This is a genomic window from Pyxidicoccus fallax, assembly GCF_012933655.1.
GTDB lineage: Bacteria > Myxococcota > Myxococcia > Myxococcales > Myxococcaceae > Myxococcus > Myxococcus fallax.
This window is the reverse complement of sequence record NZ_JABBJJ010000006.1, coordinates 17711-30446: the sequence shown is the minus strand read 5'-3', so window position 1 is coordinate 30446 and position 12736 is coordinate 17711. Positions and strand designations below refer to the sequence as shown.

Annotated in this window: 11 protein-coding genes; 5 read left to right on the top strand and 6 right to left on the bottom strand. The window is 68.9% G+C overall.

Annotated elements, in window-relative coordinates:
- Positions 1-15: 15 nt before the first annotated feature.
- Positions 16-2475: an ABC transporter permease gene (locus HG543_RS02085; protein ID WP_169342938.1), complete on the bottom strand. Its 2460-nt coding sequence runs from the start codon at positions 2473-2475 to the stop codon at positions 16-18.
- Positions 2476-2887: 412 nt separating this feature from the next.
- Here HG543_RS02085 and HG543_RS02080 point away from each other — a divergent pair, with 412 nt between their 5' ends.
- Positions 2888-3433 (top strand): hypothetical protein, encoded by a 546-nt coding sequence (locus HG543_RS02080; protein ID WP_169342937.1) that lies wholly within the window; start codon positions 2888-2890, stop codon positions 3431-3433.
- Positions 3434-3475: 42 nt separating this feature from the next.
- Here HG543_RS02080 and HG543_RS02075 read toward each other — a convergent pair whose 3' ends face one another.
- Complete coding sequence (locus HG543_RS02075; RefSeq protein ID WP_169342936.1) at positions 3476-4570, bottom strand: hypothetical protein; 1095 nt, start codon at positions 4568-4570, stop codon at positions 3476-3478.
- 198 nt (positions 4571-4768) lie between these two features.
- Positions 4769-5248 (bottom strand): stress protein, encoded by a 480-nt coding sequence (locus tag HG543_RS02070; protein WP_169342935.1) that lies wholly within the window; start codon positions 5246-5248, stop codon positions 4769-4771.
- Between the two features lie 613 nt (positions 5249-5861).
- Here HG543_RS02070 and HG543_RS02065 point away from each other — a divergent pair.
- The gene (locus tag HG543_RS02065; protein WP_169342934.1) at positions 5862-6341 is read left to right on the top strand and encodes a hypothetical protein; all 480 of its coding nucleotides are present in this window, start codon (positions 5862-5864) and stop codon (positions 6339-6341) included.
- A gap of 43 nt (positions 6342-6384) precedes the next feature.
- Here the strand turns inward: HG543_RS02065 and HG543_RS02060 are convergent, their stop codons facing one another.
- Positions 6385-7278 (bottom strand): helix-turn-helix domain-containing protein, encoded by an 894-nt coding sequence (locus tag HG543_RS02060; protein WP_169342933.1) that lies wholly within the window; start codon positions 7276-7278, stop codon positions 6385-6387.
- A gap of 59 nt (positions 7279-7337) precedes the next feature.
- On the opposite strand from HG543_RS02060, the gene HG543_RS02055 reads away from it, so the two are divergent.
- The 3 genes from HG543_RS02055 to HG543_RS02045 all read left to right on the top strand — a co-directional run bounded on the left by HG543_RS02055 (position 7338) and on the right by HG543_RS02045 (position 9426).
- Positions 7338-8324, top strand: a complete 987-nt coding sequence (locus tag HG543_RS02055) for a PD40 domain-containing protein (RefSeq protein ID WP_169342932.1) — start codon at positions 7338-7340, stop codon at positions 8322-8324.
- Between the two features lie 71 nt (positions 8325-8395).
- Positions 8396-8794, top strand: a complete 399-nt coding sequence (locus HG543_RS02050; RefSeq protein WP_169342931.1) for a GFA family protein — start codon at positions 8396-8398, stop codon at positions 8792-8794.
- 116 nt (positions 8795-8910) lie between these two features.
- Positions 8911-9426 carry a GFA family protein gene (locus HG543_RS02045; protein ID WP_343073249.1) on the top strand — a complete coding sequence of 172 codons (516 nt, stop codon included), beginning with the start codon at positions 8911-8913 and terminating at the stop codon, positions 9424-9426.
- Positions 9427-9442: 16 nt separating this feature from the next.
- Here the strand turns inward: HG543_RS02045 and HG543_RS02040 are convergent, their stop codons facing one another.
- Positions 9443-11515, bottom strand: coding sequence for a lectin (locus HG543_RS02040; RefSeq protein WP_246356690.1), 2073 nt, complete (start codon positions 11513-11515; stop codon positions 9443-9445).
- 338 nt (positions 11516-11853) lie between these two features.
- Entirely contained in the window at positions 11854-12555 is a 702-nt protein-coding gene (locus tag HG543_RS02035) for a hypothetical protein (protein ID WP_169342928.1), read from the bottom strand.
- Positions 12556-12736 lie beyond the last annotated feature (181 nt).

Below are 12736 nucleotides of genomic sequence, written 5' to 3'. Positions count from 1 at the left end.
ACCTGACCGGGCGCCTCAAGCCTCCGAGCGCAGCACCGTCATCGGGTCCACTCGCGAGGCGCGCCGGGCCGGCAGCCAGGCCGCGAGCAGCGCCACGCCGAGCAGGAGGAGCGCCACCGCCGCGAGGACGAGCGGGTCGGTGGTGCTCACCCCGTACACGAGCCCCGCCAGCACCCGGCTGAGCCCCACGGCGCCGAGCACGCCCAGCGCCACGCCGATACCCGCCAGCAGCGCCGCCTGCCTTAGCACCATCCCCAGCACGTCCCCCGTCGTCGCCCCCAGGGCGAAGCGGATGCCGAACTCCCGCGTGCGCTGCGCCACCGCATAGGACACGACGGCCGCGAGCCCCGCCACGGAGAGCAGCAGCGCCACCGCGCCGAAGGCCCCCAGCAGCAGGAGGCTGAAGCGCCTCGGGGCGAGGGAGGCCCCGAGCAGGCTCTCCACCGTGCGCAGGCGCGAGGGCAGCTCCGGGGCAAGCTCGCGCAATACCGGCCGCGCCGAGGTGACCAGGGCCGCGGAGCCCACCGGGCCATGCACGGCGAGATGGAAGCGGGAGGAGGCCCGCAGCCGCTGCCGGGAGCAGCCATAGAACATGGGCTTCGGTTCCTCATGCAGTCCCTGCTCGCGCACGTCGCCCACCACGCCCACGATGGTGAAGGGGCGCAGGTCGCCGTCCATGTTGCCGAACTGGATGAGCTTGCCCAGCGGGTCTTCGTGAGGCCAGCGGGCCTTCGCGAGCGACTCGCTGATGACGGCCACGTGCGGCGCCTCGAACGTGTCGCGCGCATCGAAGAGGCGCCCTCGCACGAGCGGGATGTCGAGCGCGCGGAAGTAGCCCTCGCTGGCCACGCGGTACTCGGCGGAGCCCGTGCGCTCGGGCTCGTTCGCCAGCCGCCCGAAGTCCTCGAAGTTCCCCACCTCGTCGGGACGGTTGAGGACGATGAAGGTGCCGTCACCCCCCTGGCTTCCCTCGAGCGGGAAGTTGCTCACGGCGCCCACCGCGCGCACGCCGGGCAGCGCGCCCAGCCGCGAGAGGAGCTCCTCCTGCAACCGCACGTTGCGCAGCCGTCCCGCTGTGTCCTCGGCCGGGGGGAGCACGAGGCTGAGCACCGCGATGTCCTCGGTGCGATACCCGGGGTCCAGGGACAGCAGGCGCATCAGGCTGCGCCCGAGCAGCGCCGCCCCCACGAGGAGCACCAGCGCGAGCGCCAGCTGTCCCACGACCAGGGCCCGGCGCGTGCGCTCCGCTCTTCCTCCGCCGGCCTGCGTGCGCCCGGCCTGCACCAGCGTGGCCCACGGGCTCTGGCGCGCCGCGCGCAGCGCCGTCACCAGCCCCAGTCCCAGCGCGAGCAGCAGCGAGAGCCCGAGCGCGAAGAGGAGCGCCGTGGCATTCACGGCCACCTCGCCCACGCGCGGCAGGTGGCCCGGCTCGAACGCGAGCAGCGCGCGCAGGCTCCAGGCGGCGAGTACGGCGCCCAGGGCGCCGCCCGTCAGCGACAGCAGCAGGGACTCGGTGAGGAACTGGCGGACCAGGGCGCCGGGCCCCGCGCCCAACGCGACATGGACGGCGAGCTCGCGCCTGCGCGTCGCCGCCCGGGCGAGCAGCAGGTTGGTGACGTTGGCGCCCGCCACCAGCAGCAGGAAGGCCGCGGCGCCCAGCAGCACATACAGCGTGGGCCGGACACTGCCCACCAGGCTCTCCTGCAGGGGCACCACGGCGATGTCGTGCATCCGGGTGTCCTGGCCGTACCGTGCCTGGAGCGCACGCGCGATGCCGGAGAGCTCCGCTCGCGCGGCCTCCAGGTTGACGCCGTCCGCCAGCCGGCCCACGACCCGCCAGTTGTGCGCGGTGCGGCTGGGCAAGCGCGCCTCCAGCTCGCGCGGAATCCACAGCTGCGTGCCCACGGGGTAGTCGAAGGACGCGGGCATCACGCCGACGACGGTGTAGGCGCGCCCCTCGAAGGTGAGGGTGTTCGGCAGCGGCAGGGGCCGCGCGCCCAGATACCGCTTCCAGAAGGCGTGGCTCACCACCACCACGGGAGCGCCTCCCGCCTGCTGCTCCTCCTCGGCGAAGAGGCGGCCCTGCACCGGCTGCACCGCGAAGGCGCGGAAGAAGTCACGCGAGGCGAGCGCCAGCAGGGCGAAGGTGGGCTCGTCCGTGCCGGTGACGGCGACGCTCGCCTCTCCCGACACCTGGGCCAGCGCCGTGACGGTGCGGCTCTGCGTCTGTACGTCCTCGAAGTTGGGGTCCGAGAACTGCATCGGGCGGCCGTTGGCCGACAGCTGCGACAGCTGCACGAGGCGCTCGGGTCGCGGGTAGGGCAGGGGGCGCAGCAGCACGCCCTCCACCACGCTGAAGAGCGCGGTGCTCGCGCCGATGCCCGTCGCGAGCAGCAGGACACAGCTGAGCGCGAAGCCGGGGCTGCGGCGCAGCGAGCGCAGGGCCTGACGTAGTCCGCCAAGAAGGGTGTCCATGCGGAGAGTCTCCTGGAGCCGGAGGCGGCTCCAGGGGGGCTACGTCGGAGCCGTCGAACGATTGCTTTTCCGGGCAGCTGGATGGGTGTTCAGGATGCCTCCATCGTGGGGTGACACCCAGGCGACGTGCAGCCTGCCTCGACGCGAGGCTCACGCGTTCGCCATGTGTCTCCAGAGCTACTAGGGTAAGCCCGTGGCGACTCCTCCTCGATGCGGCAACTGTGGCGCTCCCTTCCTGAGGGACATCCGCGAAGAACCGGCGTGTGGACATTGCGGGGGTGCGCGGCCGATTCCCTGGCTGCCGCAGCGCTCCGCACCCACGGCCAGTCCTCGCGTTACCCCGGCGCAACAGCGCCGCACGCTCCTGTTCGTCGGCCTGGGCGCCTGCCTCATGATGAGCCTCGCGGGCGCCATGGCGTTCCTGCTCATGGCCGAACCTCCGGAGCAGGTCCGGCCCGTGCCCGCTCCGCGGCCGCGACCCGTTGCCCAACCCGAGCCTCCGGCGCCACATCCTACCCCGTCCCCGGTGCCGGAGCGCCCCATACCGCCGCCCGTGGTGCAGAAGCCCGTGTTACCTCCACCGGTGGCGAAGCCCGTCCCGCGCAAGCCCCAGACGAACGAAGCCTGGGGTGCCCAGAAGCTGGCGAAGCACCTGAAGGACTACGACTACTGTGGCCGCGAGGCCATCCTGCGCAAGCAGGACGTGCCCCGGCGCTACAAATTGCGCGCGAGGTTCGGCGCTGACGGAGCAGGCACTGGAGGCCGGGTGGAGCCCGCGGGAGTGGCGATGCTCAACGCCTGCATCAGCAACAGGACGCGCTACATCTACCTGGGCAAGCCTCCAGAGCCGCGTGAGTTCGTGGTGGAGCTCACCTTGTCGTTCGCGCACCTCCGGCCCACGGGCAAGCCGGAGACCCGCGATGACCAATGGAGCATCCGCGACGACGACCCGTACTGACCGGCCGCAGGTATCCCCATACCTGAGCTTCTGTCCGGGGGCTCAGGGACAGAGCCGCTCGACCGACTTGATCCGCACCGCGCCGTCGACGTTCGGGTCGTTCGTCTGGTCGCCGATGGCGATGGTACCGGTCGCCGTGAAGTTCCTCCGCGTGAGCTTCGCGACGCCGTCGATGCTCACCGTCGCCACCTTCTCGGCATCCACCGCGAGCTCGTAGACATGATACGCGCCGTCAGTCACCGGGAACGCCGCGGACTGTGTGTCGTCCGCCCAGCCGATCGCCGCGCCGTCGAGGTAGATCATCTGCGAGCGATCCGTGGCGTTGCCGTACAGCGGTGTGAAGCTCCCCAGGATGGCCGCGCCGCTGTCGAGCGAGTTGTGGGTGTTCACCGATTCGACCTGCATCGTCACGTGGAGCTTGAAAGGCTTCGTGGCGTCGACCGCGTTCGCGCGCGTGATGAGCAGTTGCCCGCTCGTCCGCCCGCCGCTGTTCGTCGATGTCGCGAGGCGAACGTGGTCCGCGCCGTAGGTGAGCGTATTCGGCGTCTGCGCGATCGTCGTCCAGCCTTGCGCCGTGATGTCGGTGCCTCCGACCAGCAGTGGGACGCTCGCGCGCGCCGTCCACGTCGTCGTCGCCGTCGCCGGCACGCACACCTCGCAGGCGTTCGCCGGGTTCGGCACACCCTCGTCGTAGACCTCGCCATCGATGAAGCACTTCGGGCTGCACATGCCGGCCGAGCAAACCTGTCCAGGGTTGCACGACGTGCCGTCCGCGCGCTGCGTCCACTGGGCCGCGGACATCGCCGGCATGCACTGCTCGCACGGATTCGCCGCGTTCACCGTCCCGGCGGTGACCTGCTTGCCGTCAATCTGACAGACCGCGACGCAGACGGCCTCCTCACAGGCCTCGCCGGTCGCGCAGGCCTTGTTGCACCCCCCGCAGTGCGCCGGGTCGGTCGCGGTGCGCACACAGGCGTCGCCGCACAGCGAGAGGCCGGCGCTGTCGCACGTCAAGGGCACGGACGCGTCGGGTTGCTCCATGGGGCGGGGAGGGGAATCGTCGCCGCAAGCCGCGACGAAGACGATGAAGCCGATGAAGATGATGCAGGAGAGCGCGATAGAGCGAATGGCGACCATGGGCCTGCCACCTTACGCGACCCCGCGCCCGCGCGACGTGTGCGCGTATGGAGGTAATCATGGCGGACGCGTCCATTCCCGCTGGACGTGCGGGGAAGTTCTGGGAGTTCCATGACGTGCTCTTCGCCAACCCGCCCCTTTACGGGCTGGAGACCCTCGGGCCTCCAGCCCGTCTGCGTTCCGGGCCTCGTGCCTTCCTCAGGGCTTCTTGCGGAACACCACGCGCATGCCACGCGGGTTCGACTGCCCGTTCGGGTCCTGCCGCTCCCAGAGACCGTCGAACGTCCAGTTGATGAAACCACCGTCACCCTGGTTGTCGAACACGCCGTCCTCGAAGGCCCAGACGCCGTAGACCAGGTCCCCGTAGTTGAAGGTCTGGTAGTACACGACGTTCCTGAGCCCGCTCGCCTCGTGCTTGTTGCCCAGATTGGCGACGACGACGTTGTACTTGCCCCCCGTCTGGTGCCGCGCCGAGTACAGGAGCCCCTTCACGAAGCCCTCTCGATTCGGAACCGCGTGAACGCTCTTCGCGATGGCCTGTCCGATGCTGACAGGGTCCAGGCTGACGGCCTCGGCGGCCCCCGCGGCCGCGGGATTGAGCGCATGGGCGGGCAGCGCCGTGAAGAGGGAGATGGCGAGAGCGGTGGTAATGGATGCGATGAGCTTCGTCCGAATCATGACGTCCTCCATTTGATGCCTCGTGTGATGGGCCGCTGACGAACAACTCCCGCGGCCCGCCGGACGGATTCGGGTCCCCCGAAGTGTGATGGGACATACCCCTGCGGGCAATGAAGGGCCTGCTGGCGAGATGGCCTTGTCACGCATCACATCCGCGCGATGGCCTGTCGAAACGGTTGTCTCGAACGCACACCGTGAAGCCGCACTCCGGCAGCGGTGCGAAAGGAGCAACATGAAGGCCCATGGATACGCAGCCGCAGCACTCGCCACGGCGACACTGGTCCTCGTGAATCCCGTTCTGGCAGCTACGACTCGAGGCCAGGCGCGAGCCCAGCAGCAACAGCAGGCTGGCGCCAACAGCCCGACACAGCCACAGCCCGCGGCCCAACCTTCGCCAGCGCCCTCGACTCAACCTTCGCCAGCGCCCTCGACGCCAACACCGCAGCAGCCGCAGGCCAGCGGTTCCAACGCCCCGCCGCAGGTGGCCGAGCCCTTCCCCGGCTTCGACGCCATCTTCCCGCCGACCCAATCGAGCGAGTTCTCGGCGGGGCTCCATCGTGAAACGAGGAAGCGCTCCAAGCGAGGTGTCCGCGAGAGCGAGCACCCCGTTCCCATGAACTCCATCGAGGGCACGGAGTTCAACCGCTCCGCGGACTCCATGCCGGCGGTGTCGATGCCCATCGAGGTCCATCGCGGAGGCGTGAGCGGGGGAGGCGGTGGCGTGACCAGCACCGGCAGCTCCGCCATTGCCAAGGCCTGGCGAGATCGGCTCCGCGAGCTGATTCGGCAAGACGCGAGCGCGGAGGCCATCGAACGGGTGATGGTCGATGAGATGAACGCGGCGGGGCGAAACGGCGACGTGGGGCGCGCACTGGGAATCGCGGTCTGGGAGTACACGCGAATCCAGGGCACCAGCGGACGTCCCATGCTGACGCAGGCGCAGGCCCGGGACATCATCAACATGATTGCCGACCAGGCCTGGAAACAGCACGAGCAGAACACCAAACGTCAGCGGGACGACTCCGACGACGATGACCCGGACAACCGGCCCTCCAAACGCCAGCGGACCTCGTCACCCGACGCGGAGGAGTAAGCCAAAGCACGGCCGGGAGGAGGAACCTCCCGGCCCTCCACATTCAGGAGCCCAGTCGGAAGCTTCGAGGCAGTGCGCGGGGCGAAGCCGCTCCGCGCTTGCGAAAGGCGCGCGGCGACGCTCCGAATGCGCGCGTGAAGCTCGTCGTGAAGTGCGACAGGTCCCCGAAGCCCGCGTCCAGGGCGACCTCGGTGATGGGCTTGCGCGTCGCCCGCAGCGCTGTCGCGGCCACCCGCAGCCGGGTGGCGATGACGAACTGACGTGGCGTCTGTCCCGTCATCGCCCGGAAGACGCGCAGGAAGTGGAAGCGGCTGAGTCCCGCTTGAGCCGCCAGCGCGTCGAGCGAGCAGTCGTCCGCGCAGTGTGCCTCGACGTACCGCAGCGTCCGGGCCACCCGCCGGACCTGTCGTGGCGAGGGCCTCACGTCTTCACCCGACTCGCCCTGGTCCGCCGCCAGCGCGACCTCCGCGACGGCCAGCGCGGCTTCCTTCAGCGCCTCCGCCTCGCCACTCCACAGCGCCTGCCAGGCGAGCATCACGGCTCCCGCCGACGCGGGCGAGGAGGGGATACACAGGCGGCTGAATCCCCTCGAGCCGCCCAGTTCGTCCATCAGTACCTCGTCGTAGTCGAAGACGATGGAGCGGTCCCCGCCATCGTCGACATGGCGGTACTCGTAGGGGGCGAAGGCATTTCCGAGCAGCAGGGCGCCCGGCCCCACCAGCGCCGCGCCCTGACGCGAGCGGGCGTGGAAGGTGCCCGCCAGCAGCACCGAGATGTGAGCGCGAGGGTGCGCTCCCTCGAAGAGCGGGCTGCACACGCCCGCGTGGCAGACGCAGTCCGTGGCCTGCATCGACGCGTCCTGGCCGAGCAGGTGCTCTCCGCGTGGCCGCGCCGGGAACGACTCGACAGCCGCAACATCCCCCAAGTTTCGCGTCATGCGCGGATGCTACTGCACGCACCCGCTGGACCTGAACCGCCGTGACGGAGAGCCACTCGATGACGCGCCTTGGTCCGTGGAGCATCCTCTTGTTGATGAGCACCCCGTGGATGGGCTGTCGCGCGCCCGCCGCTCGGGTGGAAGACACCCCCAGCCGCTCGCGGGGCCAATGTGCGCCCGAGCTCTATGGAGCGGGGGTGTTCACCACGGGCGCCTGGGACTTCTTCATGGCCTTCTCCCCGGACCAGCGCCGCGTGCTCTTCGGCCGCGCCGACGACGCCTTCGAGCGATTCGAGTTGTTCGAGACGCGACGCGGTGAGGGCGGGCAGTGGTCCCCACCCGTCAAGCCACGCTTCGCCGAGCAGTGGAGCAATGCGGACCCGCACCTCTCTCCGGATGGACGGAGCGTGTTCTTCATCTCCGACCGTCCGCTCCCTGGAGAGACCGGGCCGCGGGCGTCCTACGACATCTGGCGGGCCTCGCTGCGGGCGGACGGTGAGTGGGGCGAGGCCACGCGCCTTCCCGCTCCGGTGAACGACGCGAGCCTCGATGAGTGGTCGCCGGCCGTGGCCGCCAACGGGAATCTCTACTTCGGAGGCGAGCGCCCCGGCACCCGCGGAGGGAGCGACCTGTGGGTCTCCCGTCTCGTGGACGGCGTCTACCAACCGCCCGAGAACCTGGGCAACGCCATCAACACCGCCATGCACGAGCTGGAGCCCTGGATTGCCCCGGACGAGAGCTACCTCCTCTTCAGTGCCCTGCGTCGGCCCGATGGCCTCGGCGGGTATGACTTGTTCCTCAGCCGCAGGACTCCCATGGGATGGGAGCGGGCCCGGCCGCTCTGCGAAGGCATCAACTCGAAGGCCAGCGACTACAACCAGAGCGTCACGCCGGATGGGAAGTGGCTCTACTTCAGCAGCACCCGGCCCCACACCGGTGACGTGGGCGAGCGGTTCGACGTGCCCCGGAACGACGCCACGCTGCGTGGCATCGGGAACGGAACGGGGGACATCTACCGGGTGCCGATGAGTGCGCTCGGGCTGTGAGGGTGGTTGCGCTTGTCAGTCCGATGCGAAAGCAGCAGTCTTCCAACCCATCCTTCGGACGAGGTCATTCCATGCATCGAGGTTCGTGCTTGTGCGGTGCAGTCCGTTTCACCGTGGAAGGCGAGTTGCGCGCCCCAGACGCCTGCCATTGCAGCAAGTGTCGCAAGCACTCGGGCCACTATTTCGTCTCGACGGACGTGCCGCGCTCGGCAGTCAAGATCGAGGGCGAAGACAAGATCGGCTGGTTCCAGTCGTCCGAGAAGGCGCGCCGCGGCTTCTGCTCCGTCTGCGGTTCGTCGCTGTTCTGGGATCCGCTCCAGCGCGATTGGATTGGGATCGCGATGGGGGCCTTCGACACGCCGACCCACACCCGCGTGGCGGTCCACGTCTACATGGCCGACAAGGGCGATTATTACGACGTCGCGGACGGGGTGCCGCGGTTCGACACGATTCCGCCCAGGCCGCACTGAGGACGCTCCAAGCCCATGGCCGCGCGTCTGGCCGTGGACGTCCACCTCGGAACGGCTCCTGGCGCTCAGGCTCCTGGACCATCCCCCTTGCGCTCGGAGGCTTGAAGTCCCAAGACATGGGGATGAACGACCCTTCGTCTGGAGCAAGCGCAACCCCTTGGAGCGGCGGGTGCCAATGCGGCGCGGTGCGCTACAGAATCATTGAGGATGCGCGTGTCTGTGTCTGCCACTGCCGCATGTGTCAGAAGGCGAGCGGCGGTCCCTTCGCCGTGCTGGCGGCGGTGCCCGGCCGCGCGGTGGTCTGGACTCGCGGCTCCCCGGCGCGCTTCCGCAGCTCGGACGTGGCGGAGCGCTGGTTCTGCGCGGCCTGCGGAACACCGCTGGCCTTCGCGGACCTGTCGGACGGTGGGCTCGAGCTGATGGTCGGAAGCCTCGATGACCCCTCCCAGGCGGTGCCGGTCGCGGCGGCGGGCCTGGAGAGCTATCTCGCGTGGGTCGAACGGGTGCCGGGGTTGCCTGGAAGGAGCACGGAGGCGGTGGTAACCACCGCCGGTCGGCCCGTGCCCGTCTCGTATCAACACCCGGACCACGACACGCCGGAGGACTGGAAGCCTCCGGCGGTGCGCGGGTGAGCGGGAACGGCAACGCTCAGTTGCCGAGCTGTACCCGGAAGATCCTCTCGTTGCTGTTGTTGGGGATGCTGTCCTTGTCCCCCGAGTTGCTCGTGGTGAGCCAGAGATTTCCATCCACGGTGGGCTCGACCGTCCGCAACCGTCCATACGTTCCGACGAAGTACGACGTCACGTTGGTGAGGTCCGAGCCCGAGATGACCTCCCGGTACAGCCGCGTGCCGCGCTGGCACGCCACGTAGAGCACGTCCCGCACGATGGCGATTCCGCTGCACGAGCCCTCGGCCGTGGAGTAGGTCCGCTTGGGCGCGATGTAGCCCGGCGTCGCGCAGCCGCTTCCACCCTGCGAGACCGTGCCCTCGCAGTTGGGCCAGCCGTAGTTGCCGCCCTTCACGATGAGGTTGGTCTCGTCCATCACGGAGTTCCCGAACTCCTGCTCCCAGAGCCGGCCGCTCGAGTCGAAGGCCAGCCCCTGCGGATTGCGGTGGCCATAGCTCCAGACGAGATTCCCGAACGGGTTGTCGCTGGGAATGGTGCCGTCCGGGTTGATGCGCAGCACCTTGCCCGCGAGGTTCGAGGTGTTCTGCGAGTTGGCGCCGTTCTGCGCGTCACCGGTGCTCGCGTACAGCTTGCCGTCCGGGCCCCACCGCAGGCGGCCGCCGTTGTGGAACTTGTTGCGCAGCAAGCCCTGCACCAGCACCTGGTGGCTCGCCGGGTCGAGGGTGAAGCCCGGCGTGACCCGCATGCGCACGATGCGGTTGTCCGTGGGGGACGTGTGCATGATGTACAGCCAGCGGTCCGTGTCGAACGACGGAGAAACGGCGAGCCCGAGCAGGCCGCCCTCTCCGTCCGTGCTCTGCACGTTGGGAACGGTGCCGAGCGTCGTCTTGACCCCCGTCGCGGGATTCAGGCGCACGATGTCCTGCGCGTCCCGGCGGCTGTAGAGCACCGTCCCGTCCGCGAGCGCCACCAGCCCCCACGGAATGTCCGTATCCGTCGTGACCTGCGTCACCGAGCAGATGGGGTTCGTGCACGCCGCGCCCGTGGTGAGCGTGAGCGCGTTGCTCGCGGGGGACAGGTTGCCCTGGGCGTCTCGCGCCACGACCGAATAGGTGTAGGTGGTGCTCGCCGCGAGCCCGCTGTCCGCGTAGGTGGTGCCCGTCGCGGTGCCGACCCTGGCGCCGTTGCGGAGCACGTCGTAGCCGGTGACGCCGATGTTGTCCGTCGAGGCGTTCCAGCTCAGCGTCGCGCTCGTTCCGGACACGCTGCCCGACAGCTGCGTCGGTGCCGTCGGAGGCGTGGTGTCCGCCTGGCACTGCGGTGGCGTCAACGACAGCGTGGGGCTGGCCTGCGAGACGTTGCCCGCGGCGTCACGCGCATTCACGTACCAGCCCCAGGTGACGCCCGGCACCACCGTGAGCGACGTCGAGCGCGTGTTGCCATCCACGGACTTCACGTGCTGACCGTCGTGGTACACGTCGTAGAAGGCCACGCCGACGTTGTCCGTCGAGCCCGTCCAGCTCAGCGTCACCGAGTTGCAGGTGAGGTTGCTCGACACGAGGTTGCTGGGAGGCGTGGGCGCCTGCGTGTCGGGGACCGAGGGGCGGGACCACCTCTGGTTCGTCTGTCCGTTGCAGGCCCAGACGATGACGGGCGTTCCGTCCGCGGTTCTCGCGCCCTCCACGTCCAGGCACAGGCCGGTCGCCGTGTGGACCACGCTGCCATTCGCGTTGAGGACCCACTTCTGCGCCGGCGAACCCGTGCACGTGGCGATGACGGCGCGCGTTCCCTGGGCCGTCTGCCCCGAGGCCGTGTCCACGCACAGCGTGTTGTCGTAGGTGCGCAGCTCACCCGCGGCGGTGAAGGTGAAGGCCTGGTTGACGCGGCCATGGCAGCCGTAGATCTGCAGCCCCGTGCCGGGCGTGCGGCTCTCTTGCGCCACGTCGAGACAGCGGCCGCTCGCCGCGCTCACGAGCGGCTCGCCAGCGAAGAGCGCCGCGCTCTGGGTTTGAGGCTCGGGTGATTCGGACACGGCGCCGGGACCGCAGGCGGCCGCCAGGAACAGGGTGGAGATGCCAGACCACTTCCTCAACAGGACTCTCTGAGTACGACCATCCATGGAACGCCTCCTGCGCACCAGCCGACTGGCGGACGGCGCTCATACTCCTCGGCGCAGGTGGACGGGCGCGCTGTCCTGTCACTTCTCGCGCGACTGTGGCGAAGTGGAAAGGACTCCGTGGTGCAGGAGTAATCTGACTGCATCATTCTGTCCTGATGGTTCCCTCCATCAGGGGGATGACGAGAAGAGCGAGCGCATCCTCTGCTTGCGCGGCTCGGGAGGAAAGGCCGGGGTACGCGCCTGCTGCCGCTCCGTCAACGCCACCCCGGCCTCGGCCCTCTCATGAGGAGGTTCGCGAGAACCTCACGCCGTCAGGGGATGTAATAGAAAGCGCCTCCATGGAGAAAGCCTGTCTTCCCGCTCGGCGCGGAGCCCAGGTAGCAGTTGGCGGAGTCGAAGAAGCCGGCCTCGCAGACATTGTTCGGACCGGTCGACACGTAATAGCTGTTGTTGTGCACGAACGGCGTGCCATCACCCGCCGGGACCTCGTGGACGTAGCAGTTGGCGCCGTCAAACCAGGCGTCGATGTTCGACCCATCCCAGTAGGCGTCGAGCGGGCAGGCGTCACCCGGAACGGAGACCACGAAGCTGGAACTGCAGACGGTCTGTCCCAGCGTGTTGTAGACATGCAGCGACACCGTCGAGTAACGCCCCGGCAGAGCGCCGCTGGCCATGATGAAGCTCAGATAGAGGGTGGTCGACGAGCCGATGAAGCCCTTCTGTCCAGAGCTGTTGGTAAAGCCAGGCGCGGCGCTGAGCGCCAGGTTGATGAGGCCGGCGCTGCCAGTGAAGGACGCGGAGACGTAATACGTGCCGTACGCAAGCCCGGACACGTCGATGGTGTCCATATACGCCGAGCCAGGAGATACCGAGGTGTTGGTCGGCAAGCTCGTGCACTGGGCCTCGGCACGGCCGGGAGCGGCCACGACGAGCGCCAGGGCCGCGATGGCCACGAACAGCCAGCCGCGCGAAGCACAGGAACGACAAGACGAAGATGAGTGATTGATGTGCATGCTGCCTCCTGGTGAGGGGCACACCATACATTTGTGCTCAAATCATCTCCAGCACAACCGTATGGCCACGCATTGAGCCATGTTTCATTGTAGCATTCGATGTTACAGCCAGGACATGCGTGTCATGGATGTGCTCCACGAGCTGCCCAGGCGCCAGCGCCGCCAGGCCTCGTTGAGTGAG